19 protein-coding genes and 1 tRNA gene are annotated in these 18,302 nt (G+C 30.8%); 2 read left to right on the top strand and 18 right to left on the bottom strand.

The window, feature by feature from the left end:
• Positions 1-147 precede the first annotated feature (147 nt).
• The 9 genes from B5E87_RS11100 to B5E87_RS11060 all read right to left on the bottom strand — a co-directional run bounded on the left by B5E87_RS11100 (position 148) and on the right by B5E87_RS11060 (position 9,063).
• Positions 148-224: transfer RNA gene (locus tag B5E87_RS11100), tRNA-Arg, on the bottom strand.
• A gap of 88 nt (positions 225-312) precedes the next feature.
• A complete protein-coding gene (locus B5E87_RS11095; protein ID WP_087244974.1) occupies positions 313-783 on the bottom strand; it encodes a metallophosphoesterase family protein in 471 nt (156 codons plus the stop codon).
• A gap of 34 nt (positions 784-817) precedes the next feature.
• Positions 818-1,702, bottom strand: coding sequence for a GerMN domain-containing protein (locus tag B5E87_RS11090; RefSeq protein WP_087244973.1), 885 nt, complete (start codon positions 1,700-1,702; stop codon positions 818-820).
• 262 nt (positions 1,703-1,964) lie between these two features.
• The gene (murI, locus tag B5E87_RS11085) at positions 1,965-2,750 is read right to left on the bottom strand and encodes a glutamate racemase (protein ID WP_087244972.1); all 786 of its coding nucleotides are present in this window, start codon (positions 2,748-2,750) and stop codon (positions 1,965-1,967) included.
• A 2-nt stretch (positions 2,751-2,752) separates the two neighbouring features.
• Complete coding sequence (locus tag B5E87_RS11080) at positions 2,753-3,901, bottom strand: M15 family metallopeptidase (protein ID WP_087244971.1); 1,149 nt, start codon at positions 3,899-3,901, stop codon at positions 2,753-2,755.
• Positions 3,902-3,966: 65 nt separating this feature from the next.
• Positions 3,967-4,170, bottom strand: coding sequence for a helix-turn-helix domain-containing protein (locus tag B5E87_RS11075; protein ID WP_087244970.1), 204 nt, complete (start codon positions 4,168-4,170; stop codon positions 3,967-3,969).
• Between the two features lie 33 nt (positions 4,171-4,203).
• Positions 4,204-5,976, bottom strand: coding sequence for an excinuclease ABC subunit UvrC (uvrC, locus tag B5E87_RS11070; protein WP_087244969.1), 1,773 nt, complete (start codon positions 5,974-5,976; stop codon positions 4,204-4,206).
• Positions 5,976-8,285, bottom strand: coding sequence for an endonuclease MutS2 (locus tag B5E87_RS11065; RefSeq protein ID WP_087244968.1), 2,310 nt, complete (start codon positions 8,283-8,285; stop codon positions 5,976-5,978). Before B5E87_RS11065 ends, uvrC begins: the two co-directional genes overlap by 1 nt.
• A 4-nt stretch (positions 8,286-8,289) precedes the next feature.
• Positions 8,290-9,063, bottom strand: a complete 774-nt coding sequence (locus B5E87_RS11060; RefSeq protein ID WP_087244967.1) for a CvpA family protein — start codon at positions 9,061-9,063, stop codon at positions 8,290-8,292.
• A gap of 96 nt (positions 9,064-9,159) precedes the next feature.
• On the opposite strand from B5E87_RS11060, the gene rnhC reads away from it, so the two are divergent.
• Positions 9,160-10,068, top strand: a complete 909-nt coding sequence (gene rnhC / locus B5E87_RS11055; protein WP_087244966.1) for a ribonuclease HIII — start codon at positions 9,160-9,162, stop codon at positions 10,066-10,068.
• A 131-nt stretch (positions 10,069-10,199) separates the two neighbouring features.
• Here the strand turns inward: rnhC and B5E87_RS11050 are convergent, their stop codons facing one another.
• The 4 genes from B5E87_RS11050 to trhA (B5E87_RS11035) form a co-directional block, all read right to left on the bottom strand.
• Positions 10,200-10,667, bottom strand: coding sequence for a deoxycytidylate deaminase (locus tag B5E87_RS11050; protein ID WP_087244965.1), 468 nt, complete (start codon positions 10,665-10,667; stop codon positions 10,200-10,202).
• A 2-nt stretch (positions 10,668-10,669) separates the two neighbouring features.
• On the bottom strand, positions 10,670-11,590 hold the full coding sequence (locus B5E87_RS11045; protein WP_087244964.1) for an RluA family pseudouridine synthase: 921 nt from the start codon (positions 11,588-11,590) through the stop codon (positions 10,670-10,672).
• Positions 11,566-12,072, bottom strand: a complete 507-nt coding sequence (gene lspA / locus B5E87_RS11040) for a signal peptidase II (protein WP_087244963.1) — start codon at positions 12,070-12,072, stop codon at positions 11,566-11,568. The genes B5E87_RS11045 and lspA overlap by 25 nt, the downstream gene beginning before the upstream one ends.
• Positions 12,073-12,144: 72 nt before the next feature.
• Positions 12,145-12,795 (bottom strand): PAQR family membrane homeostasis protein TrhA, encoded by a 651-nt coding sequence (gene trhA, locus B5E87_RS11035; protein WP_087244962.1) that lies wholly within the window; start codon positions 12,793-12,795, stop codon positions 12,145-12,147.
• Positions 12,796-12,924: 129 nt separating this feature from the next.
• Between trhA (B5E87_RS11035) and B5E87_RS11030 the strand changes: the two genes are divergently transcribed.
• Positions 12,925-13,479, top strand: a complete 555-nt coding sequence (locus tag B5E87_RS11030; RefSeq protein ID WP_087244961.1) for a DUF1836 domain-containing protein — start codon at positions 12,925-12,927, stop codon at positions 13,477-13,479.
• A 38-nt stretch (positions 13,480-13,517) separates the two neighbouring features.
• On the opposite strand, the gene trhA (B5E87_RS11025) is transcribed toward B5E87_RS11030, so the two are convergent.
• The 5 genes from trhA (B5E87_RS11025) to B5E87_RS11005 all read right to left on the bottom strand — a co-directional run bounded on the left by trhA (B5E87_RS11025) (position 13,518) and on the right by B5E87_RS11005 (position 18,299).
• A complete protein-coding gene (gene trhA / locus B5E87_RS11025; protein WP_087244977.1) occupies positions 13,518-14,165 on the bottom strand; it encodes a PAQR family membrane homeostasis protein TrhA in 648 nt (215 codons plus the stop codon).
• Between the two features lie 16 nt (positions 14,166-14,181).
• Complete coding sequence (locus B5E87_RS11020) at positions 14,182-15,939, bottom strand: MutS-related protein (RefSeq protein ID WP_087244960.1); 1,758 nt, start codon at positions 15,937-15,939, stop codon at positions 14,182-14,184.
• The gene (locus B5E87_RS11015) at positions 15,936-16,418 is read right to left on the bottom strand and encodes a GNAT family N-acetyltransferase (RefSeq protein ID WP_087244959.1); all 483 of its coding nucleotides are present in this window, start codon (positions 16,416-16,418) and stop codon (positions 15,936-15,938) included. Before B5E87_RS11015 ends, B5E87_RS11020 begins: the two co-directional genes overlap by 4 nt.
• Positions 16,419-16,456: 38 nt before the next feature.
• Complete coding sequence (locus tag B5E87_RS11010) at positions 16,457-17,308, bottom strand: undecaprenyl-diphosphate phosphatase (RefSeq protein WP_087244958.1); 852 nt, start codon at positions 17,306-17,308, stop codon at positions 16,457-16,459.
• Between the two features lie 229 nt (positions 17,309-17,537).
• Positions 17,538-18,299: a phospholipase D-like domain-containing protein gene (locus tag B5E87_RS11005; RefSeq protein WP_087244957.1), complete on the bottom strand. Its 762-nt coding sequence runs from the start codon at positions 18,297-18,299 to the stop codon at positions 17,538-17,540.
• Between the last annotated feature and the right edge of the window lie 3 nt (positions 18,300-18,302).

Genomic DNA, 18,302 nt, shown 5'->3' with positions numbered 1-18,302 from the left:
AACAAAAGTAAAGGAAATAAGATAATAAATAGATAATTATACTTAACTACAAGTAAAAAAGACACTCTTTTATTTCCAAAAAAATAAAAAAGAGCCAACTTACTAAGTTGACTCCATTGACCCTGATAAATCAGGGTAGTTTTTAAATGGCGTCCACGGAGGGATTCGAACCCGCGACCGCACGCTTAGAAGGCGTGTGCTCTATCCAGCTGAGCTACGTAGACATCTGTTTTTCGACTGCTCATATATATTAGCATAACATATTATAACATGCAAGACTTTTTTTACTTTTTTATAAAAAAAGATACATTTTTATTTTTGTATCTCTTTCAGTCTAAAATCCAGTTTCCCATTATCAATGAATAATACAGCATAGCTTCTGGCACTCCCTCCACGTGGTAAGGTTGTAGATCCAGGATTAATATAATAGAACGATCCATCTTTTTGAAACATTGGCATGTGCGTATGACCTGATATTAAAACCTGACAATGATTCCTTGTCAGTATATCATTCATAGCTAATTCTCTATTAAAATAGCCAAAATACTGACCATGAGTAATGAAAATAGATACACCTTCTACAACAAGACGTGCCTCTTTAGGTAAATCTAAAGACCAGTCATTATTTCCTTTGACACAGATAAAACCTTCTAATACTCTTAAATCATAAGCCTCGCTATCTCCACAATGAATATAATAGTCCCCATCTTGTTCATGTTCTTTTACATAATCAATCATAGACTGATCGCCGTGGTTATCAGACATAATTACAATTTTTTTCATTTACATCACCTAGACACTATTATACCAAAAAAATCTAAATTTTAATATAATTATAATGAATTTGTGAAGTTTCCTGATTTCTAACACTTTCTCCATTAATGAGAATGTCTACATCCTTGACGTTATCTAAAGATGTTAAAGATAAAATGATAAGTTCTTCTAAAGTCTTATCTATTCTTTCATTGTCTAATAAAAGATTTGAATCTAATTCCAGTGTTAAAACCTGATTATCGAGTGATGCATTTAATAAATGAATTTTACTATTGATATGACTTAAAATAGTTTGAACTTGTTCTTCTAAACTATCAAACTCACTAATACGTAATGTTGTTGGAACATAATAAAGATAATCAGCTATTGTCTTTTCCTGATAAACCATCACAGGTACACTTTGATGTAAGAAAGTTGATGCTTCTTCAAAATTATTCAACCCTAAATCATGTGTTAGATGATTTAATGGAACAGTGCTATTGGGCAAATATGTTACATCTTTTCCATCTATTTGTATTTTAAGTTGATTAACATCATCATAATCAGTGAGTACATAAGTCAAAGCTTCAATAATATTTAAAGCATCTTGATTAGAATATAAACAATCATTAAAACTCACTGTTAACATATGATCTTGAAGTTCTACTGATTGAACTTCTAATTGTGAATCAATAACAGGATATAATCCATATGCCTGCAATTGAGACGATTGCATTAAATCAATTTTATTTCTAATATCAGTTTCTAATTCCATTTGATTATGCACATTTAAGCTTACAGGAACAAGATCATGATTAGCATCCTGATATATGAGAGTTTGTAAATATGTTTCACTGACCTGTTTTGAATCATCCATCTGTAAATATATAAAAGAACCAATAGCTAAACAAATAATTGAAACAGACACAATGATAATCTTCTTTTTCATGTTCCCACCTCAAAACAATATATGAAAATATAAAAAAAAGATTCCAATGAATCATATTTCTATAAAAAATATGATCTTTGACTTTCAATCAAGACTATTATGTATATTTCATTATCAAAATCTCAAATAGAATTTATAAAAAACATAAACAACAGAATATATTGCTGTATTTTTTACTTAGTCTTCAATTCCATGTTATACAATAAAGGAAGTAACGTTATTTGTTACTTCCCTGCCATGTTTAAAATAACATCTAAAAATTTTATAAATGAAGATGTGAAACAGATAAATCCTGATAATCAAAAAATCCTTGTGAAGATTCTACAAAAGTTTGTGTATCTCCCGTTGTATAAATGGTAATTGTCTGAGGTAATGAAGACGTATTTTCTAGATGATGGTTTTTAAGATATGAAGCCACTTCCTGACAGATAGATGCACTGCTAGAAATATAATCAATATCTTCGATCACGTCTTGAAACTGTTTTAATAGAATAGGATAATGTGTACACCCCAAAATTAAAGCATCTATTTTATTTTGATATGGTAACAAATATTCTCCTAAAAGTTCTTGTATTCCATATTTGTATTCCCCAGACTCAATGACTGGAACTAAGCGTGGTGTCGCCAATTCATAAACAGTTAATTCAGGATTGTATTGTAAAAGCATTTGTCGATACTTATGAGATTGAATTGTTGCTGATGTCGCAATCACCAAGACTCTTTGATGATGACGTGCTAAAAACTCATGTACTGTTGAATGAATGACACCTACGATGGGAATATGTGGATATAACTTCTGTAATTCATCCAAGACATTTGCACTTGTTGTATTACAAGCCAAAACAATCATTTTAACATGTTGCTTTGCAAAATAATCACATATTTGACGTGTATATTCTAAAAGTTGACTTTTCGTTTTATCACCATAAGGACAATGTGCATTATCACCAATATAAATCATATTTTCATGCGGAAACTGTTGACGCATATAGTCTAAAACTGTAAGTCCTCCTACTCCAGAATCAAAGATTCCAATTGGATTATTCATAATTATTCTCCCTTGTTTTGTAATTGATATTCTTCTAATGTTAAATTTGAATCATGCAAAGATTTAGCTAAAGATTTACCAACATATCGATAAATATGAGCATCATAGGCATGATTTGTAATAGAAGCCTTGCGCTGTGGATATCTTAAAATAAAACCATATTCATAAGCATGTTCTTCAAGCCATTTTGACATCTCAGTATTTTCAAATTCCTGATAAGCCAATTCAGATTGTGTGACTTCAATTGTTAAACCTAGCTGCATTTCATTATAACCCACTTCTTTTTCATCTAATGTCTGTGGTGACTGATAAGCACTGCGCAATAAAAAGCCTTTGTATTCTTTGCTTAAATCTGTATAAAGTTTTAATAAAGCATTATATGCATCCTTTTGTAAATACATTGTATAACTTACCCTTGGTATATCCTGTACGAGAAGTAATTCACGTGGCTCATATTTTCCAATATAGTTTTGTTGATTCACTAAGGTATCTAATTCATAAGGTGCAAAAACCATTTGTACTCCTGCTGGTAATGTTGTCGTCATTAAATCAGCTAAAGTCTGCTGATTATAAGCACGTGTTAACATTTCCATAATCTGACTAATCTGATTTAAATCATCATAGCCCATTTCCTGTAAAATGAGGATATATTTCTCGCTATCCTGTACAAATGAATAATCATTTTCCTGATATAATGATTTCATTGATGTGTAGATATCAATATAGTCAAAATTAAAATTGTCAGTATTTAAAAAAGCTTCTTCCAAAACATTATGTACTAATACTTTGGCCTGATCAAAAGCTTGTTGACGATAAAGATAATCTAATCGTGTAGCTAAAGAATTTCCAGTTTCTAGAATATCTGTTATTGTTGAATAACGATGAGTTTCTTTTAAAAGGTTATAATATTGATAATTGACTAATTGAAAATCATCATATTCTATGTAGTCAATAAATAGATCAATTGAAATCTGATTATCTATTAAATATTCCTGCTCGTCATCACTTAAATATTTTTCAATTAAGACACGATTATCATTATTAATGCCATTAAGTCTATAAAATTTATCAAAATGAAGATTAACAACATAAAAAGAACAACCAAACAAAATAATGATTACAAGAAATAAGTGCCATGTTTTTAATTTCATGTCATCACCCTTTCTCGACTATTATAATACATATTGTTATATTTTTAAAGAAAAGAAATTGATTTCTAAAGATCAATTTCTTTCATTTTAATAAGTTCCAAGACAGCCTGGATACGAGACTCAACACCTAGTTTTTGAATCACATTGGAAATATGATTACGAACTGTCTTTTCACTAATATATAATTGTTTTGCAATTTCTTTTGTTGTATAAGATTGTATCAAGAGTGTAAATATCTCTTTTTCACGCTTTGTCAATAAGGAATGCATCACAACCCTCCCACATTAATATATGAGTAAAGGTTATGAGCTGTGCTCATTTGTATGCAAAGATTGAAAAAGTTCTTTCGCAACTTTTTCAGGTAAAACTTCCTGAAGTTCTTCTATAGTTGCTTCTCTCATTCGTTTTACACTTTTAAAATGATGCAACAATTGTTGCTTACGTTTTGGTCCGATTCCTTCAATATCATCTAACGTAGAAGCAAATAAAGATTTAGAACGTACATTTTTATGAAAACTAATAGCATAACGGTGAACTTCATCTTGCATACGTGTCAATAAAAAGAAAAGTTCACTTTTTGGATGAATAGGTATTGGCTGCCCATCCTGGTCCAACAACATAGCTGTTGAATGTTTATCGTCTTTAGCCAACCCATAAACAGGTATATTCATTGCTAATGAATCAATAACTTCTTTAGCTGCATGAATTTGTCCTAATCCACCATCTACAATAATCATATCAGGAGGTGTCAGATTTTCCATCAAGACACGGTAATATCTACGATAAATCACTTCTCGCATACTTCCATAATCATCTGGTCCATCAACAGTTTTGATTTTAAATTTACGATAATCCTTTTTAGAAGGAATGCCATCTTTAAAACAAACCATTCCAGCAACTGCATAAGCACCCTGAATATTAGAATTATCAAACAATTCAATAATATGAGGTGTTTTCATATGCAAAAGTTCACCTAACTGTTGGATAGCGCCTAAAGTCGCTGCTTCATTTTTTTCCATTAATTGGAATTTCTTTTCTAATGATTCTTTAGCATTTTCAATCGCCATTTGAACAAGAGAAGCCTTATTACCTTTTTGAGGTTTTAGAATTTTACATTCAATAATTTGTGAAAGCAAATCTATATCCATATCCATAGGAACAAGAATTTCCTTTGGTAAGGTATTATTTTGATAAAACGAAACCATAAATTGCTGTAAACTCTCTTGAACATGATCTTCAATAGGTATTAAATTCAAATCACGTGATAACAGCTTACCGTGACGCATAAAAAATAACTGGATGCTTAAATAACCATGATCAACATAATATCCTAAAATATCACGATCAATCTGATCATTAAATTGAACATGCTGTTTAGCTGTCACATAACGAATATGTGAAATTAAATCACGATATTCTTTAGCTTGCTCAAAATTCAATTCCTCACTAGCCTTCATCATTTTTTCAGTTAACTCATTAACTTTTTCTTTGATATCCCCATTAAGAAGTTTAGTAATAGATTTTTTAATATCAACATATATATTCTCATCAACATCTTGAATACATGGCGCCAGACATTGTCCCAATGAATAATAAAGACAAGGTTTTTTAGGAATATGATTACATTTTCTAAGAGGATATAAACGATTTAATAATTTAAAAGTTTCTCTAGCTGCAGTAGCATCTGGAAATGGACCAAAATGTTTGGCTTTTTTTTCTTTGGCATTTCTAACAATACGTAAGCGAGGATGTGTTTCATTTGTCATTTGAATATATGGATAATAGGTATTATCCATAAACATTATATTATATTGAGGGGTATAATCTTTAATCAGATTAATTTCTAAAAGCAGTGCTTCTTTTTCACTATCAGTTACAATATAATCAAAATCCTCAATTTCACTTACCAGTTTTGTCGTTTTATAATTATGAACACCAACAAAATAAGAATGAACACGATTTTTTAATTTTTTAGCTTTACCAACATAAATCACAGTTCCCTCTTTATTTTTCATTAAATAACATCCTGGTGATGCAGGTAATAAAGAGAGCTTATTTCTAATAAGATCATTCATTATTCAAAATATACCAGTGTAGCCCCTAATCCACCTTCATTAGGTCCACCATCTCGATATGATACAACGTGTTTGTTCTTATCTAAAATTTTCCTTACTCCTTTTCGAAGTGCGCCAGTTCCCATTCCATGTACAATACGGACATGCGGATATCCCATCACCAAAGCATCATCCAAGAATTTATCAACCAATGCCATTGCCTCTTCATATCTTTTTCCAATAATATTAATTTCATAATTTCCTGTTTTAGAAACGGTTGATTTCTTTATTTTTGCTTTTTCAACTTTTTTCACTTTTGTTTGAGGATGTAAATAAAGCACTTCATCTTCATGTAATTTAACATTGAGTCCAGATATAGAAACCATAACCATATGATTCTTTAAAACTTCCACAATATCCCCTTCTCTGTTCATCTTCAACACACGAACATGATCTCCAATATGCAATTGATGATCCTGTTTATGAACAACCTCCTGATTAACATATTTCATTTGATCTAAATCATGACGTATTTGATTCATTTCATGAGGTTTTAATGTCGACTGTTTCATAATATTCATCATATCCTGAACTTCTGTTTTGGCTTTATCGATAATTGCATTAGCCTCATCTTTAGCTTTTTGAATCATTTGATCTTTTTGATTTTCTATCTGACGTAACTGTTTTTCATATTTGTTTTGTAAGATTTGAACTTCTTCTTGAGATTCAATAAGTTGTTTTTCCTTTTGTTCTAAAATATCCTCTTTCATTTGCAGTGTTTCCATTAATCTTTCATGTTCAGACATGGATTCATTTTTAATATTTCGTGCATTTTGAACAATGTTTTTGTCTAAACCTAAAAGTTCTGCAATTTCAATAGCATATGATTGTCCAACACTGTCCAATTTCAAATGATATGTTGGTTTCATTGACTCTACATCAAAAGCAACGGCCGCCATCAATATCTCTGGATGCTCTTTTGCAAATGTTTTGAGTCGACCATAATGGGTAGTGGCTAAAACAAAAGATTTCATATCTACAAAACGTGATAAAATAGCTTCAGCCAGACTTTCTCCTTCTTGAGGATCAGTTCCAGATCCAATTTCATCTAATATAACTAAACTTGATGCAGTTGCATGATGTAAAATATCTATAATTTTCATCATATGACTAGAAAATGTTGAAAGTGACTGCTCAATAGACTGTTCATCCCCCAAATCGACATATATCTGATCAAATAAAGGAATAACAGCTTCACGAGCTGGGACTGGTAGTCCACATAACGCCATAAACGATAATAAACCTGCTGTTTTTAATGTCACTGTTTTTCCACCAGTATTACTTCCAGTAATTAATAAAATACGATGCTGTTTTAATATAATGTCATTCGCAATCACTTTTTCTTGATCAATACATGGATGACGTGCTTCTAAAAAAGACAAAACATTGCCATCTTTTTGGATCGTTGGTCGACAACAATGATAAAGCACACCAAACTGTGCTTTAGCAAAAATAAAATCTAATTCAGTAAGAATCTCTAAGTTAAAATGAAAGTGATAATAATGATTTTTAATAAGTTGAGAAAGATGAAAAAGAATACGTTCCACTTCTTCCTTTTCTTGAGCCTCGTATAAACTGATCTGATTGTTCATACTTACAACTTCTGCTGGTTCAATATAAACAGTTTGCCCGGTCGCACTTTGAGCATGAATAAGTCCTTGAATCTGATTTTTATGATGCGACTGAACTGGCAATACCAGCCGATTATTTCTTGATGTCATTTGATCAATAGATAAATAATCCTGACTTTCCTTCACAAGATGTTCCATTCTTGTACGGATTTGTGACTGAGTATTCCTTATCTGTTGACGAATATGAAAAAGCTTAGGACTGGCATGATCATCGACTTGACCATCTGGAGTTATACATTTTCTTATTTCTTCTAATAAACGGGGTTGAGCTACTAAACCAGTGTTAAGTTCATTTAAAAAATGAGCTGTTATTTCGCTATTATCAAAATAATTTTGGACATTAACAACACATTCCAGATGAGTTTGGACATGTAACAATTCTTCACCTGTTAATTGACCATCTCTATTAGCTTTTTTTAAACTCAAAGAAATATCACTAAGTCCACCTAATGGTAATCTTCCTTGTCGATCAATAAATTTCATGGCTTCATCAACTTTATCTAATGCCTCATTAACATCATCTTCATCATCAAATATCTGTAATTTTTGAACTTCTTGTTTCCCTAATGATGAAGCACAAAAACGCATGATTTTATCCTGAATGATGTTCATTTCTAATGTTTCATATATATTTTTCATTTTATCACCCCTTTATTTGAGATAGAACGTCTTGAATCTGTTGTGTTGAATAGTTTGAATCTTCTAATAATTGTGTTAACTGCTGAATTTGTGAAGGATTCAACTGAATGGTCTGATTTTGATGAAATACATAATCTTCAAATAATTGAAGTGCATCTTGTTCATTGATAAAATGAGCATTCATGGCATTCAATGTAAATTCAGCGATAAATTCTTTTGAATAAGTATCCAGACTATTATTATCTTGCATAAGATCACTCATATTCATAACGGTTTGAGTGACATCGGGAATCATATCGACAATGGCATTTGCGATATAGGAATTTTGAATCATTTCTTTTCCATTAGCTACAAATGGAATGAAAAGAAAAACCAGACAGATATAAATAATCAATATTCCTTCAACCACATGACAACATAGACCTAATAAACGATCTGCAAAAGCTGTTAAAGAAAAAGTATGCATAATACCTTTTAATAGTGGTTTTACCAAAACTCCTATGATTTTTTTTATGATCATGAAAACAATAAATAGGATGAAACCAACGACTATACGATTAATTGTAGAACCTATTAGTGAAGCAATAAAATCATGGCTGTCATATTGATAAATTGTCCATATTGATGATAATGGATCACTTAAAAAATAGACTAACAATAAAACGAATAAAAAAGATATAATATCATAAAGCTGAATAATGAATCCTTTTTTATACCCAATAATCGCAGTTATCACTAAAAATATGACACAAATGATGTCTATTGAAAAAAAATCCAAGAAAAACCCTCCTTATAAACGCCGATATTATAACATTTGAAAAATGTTCTGTCAAAATTAACAAAATTATGTTAAAATAATAATGAGGTGATTAACGTGGAACCAATTATTTTAAAAGTTGAACAAATTACATTGGAGAAAATGAAAAAATATTATGATAGTCAAATGGTTCCAGTTGATGACACAAACCTTATATTTAAAGCACATGCTATTGGTTGCGATATTATCGCTAAAGATAATCATACAGTTGAGTTTTCGGGTGCTAATGCTTTTCAGGAAGCCAAACATTGGTCTAAGAAAATAGCGAAACAATTAGCTAATATGACAACGAACATTGAAGATATTTTTCCGTATCATCATATTGGATGTGCTGAAACAGGTTCTACTGATTATTTAGGTCCAATTTGTGTTGTATCATGTTATGTACAGGAAAAAGATATTGAGTTATTAAAAGAGCTCAAAATTGATGATATAACAACTTTAAGTAATCGTGAAATTATTCAATGTGCAAAGCTCATTAAAGACAAGCTTATTTATAGTTTATTAATTTTAGATAACTCACATTATAATAAAATGGTAAGTGATGGTTTTAATCAAGCTAATATTAAATCAAAACTCTACAATCAGGCAACTGTGAATGTTATGCAGAAAGTCAAACAAAATGTAAAGGTAAAAGTGATCAATCAATTTGTTTCTCCAAAAACATATTTTAATTATCTGAAAAATGAAGTTATTGTTGTAAAAGATTTAATGTTTGTTTCAGATGCCGAACAAAAATACATGGCTGTATTAGCTGCGGAAATTTTATCAAGATATGCATATTTACAGTATTTTGCAAATATGACAAAAAGTTTAAAAATGAATTTAATCCGTGGATCAAGTTCTCAAGTTGATGTTGTTGCTGCAAAGATTGCTGCTAAATATGGCGAAAATATTTTAACAAAAGTTGTCAAACTCAATTTTACAAACACAAAACGTGTTAAGGCATTATTGAAAGAACAGTAAGAATGGAAATGAACCATTCTTTTTTATTATTACCTTTTGATATTTTATAAAACCAATTTTGAATAAGTTTATAAAATATAAAAACTGAGCTATATTGGAATGATTAAAAACAATATAACTCAGCTTTTTTATTAATCTTTAATCTCTATATCGAAGCGTTGCATTTTTTGATAGGCAACACCTGCAGCATCCAGCATACGCTTTGCAGCACGATCACTAGGTGTATCATTATATTTATCATCTTCGTAAATAATCTTTTGAATACCACTTTGAATAATAGCTTTCACACATTCATGACAAGGAAATAATGATACATAGATACGACATCCCTTGAGATTTTGAATACTATTTAAAATTGCATTCAACTCAGCATGAACAACATATGGATATTTTGTATCATACATATCCCCTTCTCGACTGTTCCAAGGAAATTCCGTATCCTCACATCCCCAAGGCAATCCATTATATCCGACACCTACGATTTTATTTTCAGGACTCACAATACAAGCCCCCACTTGTGTATTAGGATCTTTTGAACGATATGCTGATAATTTTGCAATTCCCATAAAATACTGATCCCAACTAATCACTTTAGACATTTTTATTCCCCCATTTCTTCTCTTAGTTGTGAAAGTTTATTTAAAAAGAAATCTGGTAACTCACTTTCAAAATATAATTCTTCATGTGTTCGTGGATGAATAAATCCTAAAATTTTAGCATGTAAATATTGACCATGACTTGTATCATCACGTCTAAGTCCATATTGTGGATCACCATATACAGGATGTCCAATATATTGCATATGAACACGAATTTGATGTGTACGTCCAGTTTCTAAACGACATTCAACCAAACTCATATCACGAAAACGTTCAATCACTTTAAAATTTGTGATTGCTTCTTTGGCATTTTTATCAGTACAAGTCATTTTCTGGCGATCACGAGGATCACGTCCAATAGGTGCTTCAATTCGTCCAAACTCATGAGGAATCAAACCATGAACCAATGCATAGTAACGTCTTGTAACTGTATGCTCCTGTAATTGCTTACTTAAACTTTGATGTGCCAAATCATTTTTTGCAACCATTAATAAACCACTTGTTTCCTTATCAATACGATGAACAATACCTGGTCGCATCACGCCATTAATACCTGATAAATCTTGACAATGATATAATAAAGCATTCACAAGAGTTCCTGAATAAATACCTGCTGATGGATGAACAATCATACCACTTGGTTTGTTGACTACAATGACGTCCTGATCTTCATAAACAATATCAAGCGGAATATTCTCTGGTAATATATCTATATTTTCTGGTTCAGGAATAGATACACAACAAATATCTCCTATTTCGGCTTTATAACTTGATTTAACAATGACATCATTCACAGTCACATTTTGTTGACGAATTAATTGTTGAATCTGTGTTCTTGACATATCTTTCAAATAACCAGACAACAATTTATCCAGCCTTTGACCTTTATGTTCTTCATCTACTGTGATTTTGATAGTTTCCATGCTTTATACTCCTCTATACATATTTCTAAGATGACTAACGCCATACCAATAGTAATCGCCATATCAGCAACATTAAAAATAGGAAAATTATATCCAAAAATAATAAAATCAATAAAATCTCTTACATATCCAAAGGCAATACGATCAATTAAATTGCCAATTGATCCCCCAAAAACAAGTACCAATCCAAAACGTGTCAATTTTTGATAGGGTTCAGATTTGATAAAATAATAAACAATTCCAATCGCAGCAACTATCCATACAATCACGAATAGATTTATTTTACCTGCCAACATTCCCCAGGCTGCCCCTGTATTATGTGTATATGTAAAATAAAAGAAATTATCTATAATGGAATAACTACCACCTAGAGATAATGTATGATCAACAATGATTTTTGTCACCTGATCTCCTATAACAATGACCAAAAAGGTCAAAACATATAATATCATAGTCTGATATGTTAATTTTAATTTTTTCATTCTTTTATCACCAGTTCCTATTATAAGCAAAAATGACATATAAAGCAAAGAAAAAAAGCATAGATATGCTTTTTATAAAATAAAAATAACAATTGCCAGATAATGAAATACTGAACCCATAATGACAAATATATGGAAAAGTTCATGAAAGCCAAAATCTTTCGTTAAATTAGGTTTTTTAAAAATATAAATAAAAGCACCAATAGAATATGCAATACCACCACAGGCAATTAAGAACAAACAAGGTAAAGGAATACCTCTAAATGATTGAAAATCAAATAAGATAGACCATCCTAAAATCAAATAAATAGCTGTTGCAACCACGCGAGGTGCATTTAACCAATAGATTTTTAAAATAATTCCAATAATAGCAACACTCCACAAAACAGCAAGAAAATAATATGAATGAGGCGCAGGCATACATGCAATAACAACTGGAGTATAAGTTCCAACTATTAATACATAGATCATTGAATGGTCTAATTTTCTTAAAATCGTTTTTATTCTTTGACTGCCACTAAAAAAATGATAAATTGAACTGGCACTATATAAAGCAATCAATGATATGCCAAAAATGATTCCAGCACATAAAACAGCCGGTGACGTATCTTTCTGTATTCCAATAAAAATCATAATCAATAAACCAATGAAAGATAAACAGGCACCTATAAAATGAGTTTCACTGCTAATAGGATCCATAGCTTTCTGAAACAACTTTCTCACAATATCAACTCCTTTATATGTAGTATTTAATACTACTTTATACATCTATTATATTTTATTTTAACCATTTGTCAACGAGATATTGTTATTTTGTATAAATTCATGTATAGTTATTTATGAGGTGAGTTTATGAACAATGAAAAATTAGATATGATTTTAGATCAGATTGAAAACATGAGTCATTTAAAATCGGAAGATATACCTTCTCTTGATTTGTATATGGATCAAATTATGACTTTATTTGATATTAATCTTGCTGATAATAAGCGACATGATGATGATAAGCTTCTAACCAAAACGATGATTAATAATTATTCTAAAGAAGGATTATTAAAACCTATCAAAGGAAAGAAATATACAAAAAATCATATTTTACAAATGTTACTTATCTATTCACTAAAAAATACTATTTCTATCCAGGAAATCAAAAAGATTTTACAGCCTTTCCATGATCATATGGAAGAAATTGAACCCATTTATAATAATTATTTAAACATACAAAAAGAGTTATCTCATGATGTGACAATTTCTATTCAAAACTTAATTAAAAATCAACACATAGATTTAGATAACTCTTACCAACTTGTTTTCATTTTATTATTAATCTGTTCTTTAAGTAATCAATATAAAATGATTGCCGAAAGAATACTTGATACTTTTTATGAAACAGATGAAGAAAAATAACCCCAAAGACAAGCTAAAGCTCTGTCCTGGGGTTTTTATTACATGAGAAAAACAATTGCTATGAAATGTAAAATACTTGCGCAATTAATGAATAAATGCCAGACAAAATGAAAATATTTTTTATGCTTAGCATAGAAGAAAACACCTACGGAATACATGATTCCACCCATAACAATAAAAAACAAAAACCAGAAAGAAGAATGAATAAGAAATGGAATAAAGATAATGGCTATCCATCCCATGACTAAATAAATAGTCGTAGATAAAACGGGAAAAGATCGTTTCGCAATAGCTTTCAATAAAATTCCAGCTAAAACTGCAGACCATTGAATAACTAAAATTAAAATACCTACCCAGCCTTGAACGACACATAAAGCTACGGGTGTATAACTTCCAGCAATCGCTAAATAGATGCAGATATGATCTAATTTTCTAAAGACATATTTCTGTTTAGAATCATAAGCCATACTATGATATATTGTTGAAATCAAAAACATTAAAAATAAACAAATAACAAAAATAGAAACACCTACACTACGAACAACTCCACCTTTAATATATGAATATACAGCTACAAAAGGCAAGGATAATAAACATAGTAAAGCCATCACACCATGACTGACAGCATTTCCAACCTCTTCGCCAAAAGTTAATTTAAACATATCTTTCATTGTTTTTTCTTTCATTTCCATTAACCCCCTATCAATCAAGAATACCAACCTGTTTTAATAAGAATTGCCCATTGCTTGATTTTGATATGCCTTTTTTGATTTTATAATCAAAATATATGTGTTCATCTTCATAGTATTCATCAAAATGATAATTCTGTTTTTTTAGCTGACCTAGTTCTAAATCATGCGTTGTTAAAAAGGTATAAGCATAAGGTAAGGATAACTTTTCAATCGTTGCTTTTGCTCCGGCAATACGATCCAAAGAGTTTGTTCCTTTAAAAATCTCATCAATAAAACAAATCATTGGTTGTTTCTTATGAGAATATTCAATCATTTCCTTAATACGTAAAAGTTCTCCATAAAAAGTAGAAATACCTTCTTCCACATTATCTTTCACACGCATAGAGGTCATAATATGCATTGGAAAACAGCTCATATTTTTAGCAAAAACAAATCCCCCGGCATATGCTAAAATTAAATTTAAAGCAATAGTTCGCATAAATGTTGTTTTTCCAGACATGTTAGAACCTGTAATCACACATAAAGATTCCTGCATTTCAAAATCATTTCCAACAACATGATAAGGATCAATTAAAGGATGACGCAAATCATGGAATGATAAAGCTTTCTGTTCCTGAATATCGGGCAAGACAACATCAAACTGATCCACTTTTAAAACTGCCAAGCTCATTAATGCTTCTATATGAGCTAAACTTTCAAACCATTTTGGAACAGCATGACTATATTGCTTGAGCCACTTGGCATATTGATATTGAATATAATAATCAAATAATCCTAAACCATTTAAAAATAGAAAAGCAAAAATATTTTGACGATAGATAACCTTTTGACTTATACGCGAAAGTTGTAAAATAGCCTTTATAGCATCCTCTTGATGCGTTATATTTGATTGTAATGATTTTAGATAAGATGAAGAAAATGAGTTGTTCACAATTTGTGCATAACTCTGTGCATAACTTTCCAAACCTGTGGATAAGTACGCAATTGGTTCAAACATTTCCTGATGATAACGATATTTTAAAAACGTAAAACACAATTGTAAAACGACTCCTACTTCCAATATGGCTTGGCTATATGGTGTGCCCCATCCAAAACAGACACAAATCAAACTACAGCAGATAATCAAAGGTATAATAAATAAAAATCGTGATAATATTGGAATGGACTGATTTTGAATATATGCCATCCATTTTTCAATGCCATTCTTTTTTTGTTCTGGAATCATTGAACCTAATGTTTCTAATCGAACAACAAATTCTGGCATATCTGCCAATTCTTTAACTGCTTTTTGACGTTCCATCATTTGATCATAGCTGCTATCCTGAATCAGATAATCTGCTAATTGCTTTTTCCCTTGTTGGGTAAATGCTACACAAATCATCTGATATAATGAATTTTGACCTAAAACATCCAAATCAAGGCTTTTATAGTCCTGATCACTTAAAAAAGCCTCTCCATTCTCTTCAAATTCTTTCCATTTCCCCTCTTTTCTATCAATATGACGCTTATATGTTTTCAAAAGGGATTGGATATAAAGATCTTGTTTTTTATAACGATTATGAATGATAACCATGACTATAAATCCAATAAAGAAAATTCCTGCTAAAACATAGCCAATGTTTTGCCAATAATATCCCAATAATAACAATACAATCATCACGCAAAAAAAGACAAGTCTTAACACAGCAAACATATTGCAATAACGATGAATATATTGACTCTCTTTTTTTGTATTCATATATTCTTTTTCAAAATCAATAAAACTCATAATACCTCCATAGACTGTTTTTCAAATATTATAACTTCTTCATGACCCCAATATGAACGAGCTATTTCTTTAAAGCCCATAGCTTGCCAAAAAGCCTTTCCGTTTTTATTTTGAGATAAACAAGCTAACTGTATCGTATATTGAGAATAATTTTGACATAATCTTTGAATAATTCTTTGACCATAATGATGATGCCATAAGCTTTCTTCTACTAGAAACAAACCAATCCATAAATACGACTGATCATGTTTCATAGAAAAACGATAGCCAAGCATATAATCTATATAAGCAATCATTGTTTGATGTTCATATATTTTATAGTGAAAATGATTTCTTTCATCAAACCCCTCAGGCCCCAACATATCCTGATTAATATAATCATAAGTTATTTCTTGAACATCCAATGAAAAATACGTTCTTTGACGCAAATAAAACTGATAAAGTTCTTCATCACATGAATACACTAACTGATACTTCATATTTCCTCCATACAAAGAAAAACACGACAGAAATCGTGTTATCCTAAAAACATAAAATATACAAGAACTATGATACCTAAAACAATACGATACCATCCAAAAACTTTAAAGTCATGTTTTTTAATATAACTCATTAAAAACTTAATAACAAATACAGAAACAACAAAGGCGACAACCATACCAATAATAAGAATTGTTGCTTCCTGCATTGTAAAAGACAGACCAAATTTAACAATCTTTAATAGTGAAGCTCCAAACATAACTGGAATTGCTAAAAAGAATGTAAACTCAGCTGCAACGGTTCTAGATACGCCTAATAATAAAGCTCCTACAATCGTTGCACCTGAACGTGATGTTCCAGGGAAAATCGCTGCAATCAGCTGAAATACACCAATCAGTAAAGCTGTCTGAATTGTAATATTTCGTAATGAATGGATGCGACTATGTTGATGCGCATTTCTATTTTCAATCACAATAAACGCAATCCCAAAAACAATCAATGCTATAGATACTGTCTGATAATTATAGAACATTGCTTCTAGTTGTTCATCAAAGAGTACCCCAACGACTGCTGCTGGAATACAGGCTACTAATATTTTAATCCATAAGACAACCTTATCAACTTTTACATAAGATAATAAACCATCTTTAGCTAATGGATATGGATTGTCTTTTTTTCCAAAAGGAAAAAAATCATTCCAAAACAAAATAACAACAGCCATAATTGCACCCAACTGAATGACAACCTGAAACAAACTATAAAATTCTGGACTTACATCCAATTTAATAAATTCATCAAGTAAAATCATATGTCCTGTACTGCTGATAGGAAGCCATTCTGTCACACCTTCTACAATACCGAACAATATTGCTTTTAATATTTCAATCATTATTAACCCTCCTGATTGATTGTCTACTTGTATTACTATATATGAAATATACTCTTTTGTATATGCTTTTTGATAAAAATAATTATTTTCATCTATCTTTTTCTATAGATCTCGACTCAAAAGTACGACACTTTCAATATGGCACGACACGACAGTAAGTACGTCATACCTGCCTGCCCGTTACTCATAACTGGTCAACAAACCTTTCACCGATAGCTCAAGGCTATCGTTATACAATTTCGTTGTAAATTTCCATAAATTCATCTGCAAATTTAGATACAAATTCACGGTCAAGTGCTGTGGCTAATGTTTCCTCATTATAATTTGCATTCTTACTCCAGTTGTAGGAGCCATGCATAACATAATCTAAATCTACAATGCAGAACTTATGATGCATTCTATTTCTACCATTCTCGCCCCATGTATTGACAACCTTTACGTCTACACCTTCGCGTTTGAGTTTTTGAACAGTAGTATTATTTGTCGGTTCATTTGATACTAAAACTCTAATGCTGACACCTCTATTTTTCTTTGCAATAAGCTCATTATAAATAGCATCATTAGAGAACCATGCAACTGCAACCCATATCATATATTTTGCATCTCGTATACCTTGAATCACTGTATCTTGAAGTTCATCAAATACCACCTCATGTTCCACGATCTCTGGTGGAGTATCAATAACCAATGGGCGAATATTGACTTTTTGCAAAGCGTGTTCTTCAGACTCTTCATAAACATATGAGACTATCTTATCTATATCCGGCTCTAGTTCGTGTGCCTCATTTAAAAGTGGTACCGGACATCTAACTTCGACAATCTCCCAGCGCTGATCAGGGACTCCAGCTCCAACAAACCCCCACTGTGGCAAAAAATTAACTGAAGACCTCGATAAAAGTTTAATCAGGATTTCTCTTTTTTCTATTTTCTTAAATTTGTCATCATATTTTAACACTTCAATTACAGTTTTCAAAAAAGCACGTTTGTCCATTAT

The organism is Massilimicrobiota sp. An142, assembly GCF_002160725.1.
Lineage (GTDB): Bacteria > Bacillota_I > Bacilli_A > Erysipelotrichales > Coprobacillaceae > Allocoprobacillus > Allocoprobacillus merdigallinarum.
This window is presented reverse-complemented; position numbering and strand designations above follow the sequence as displayed.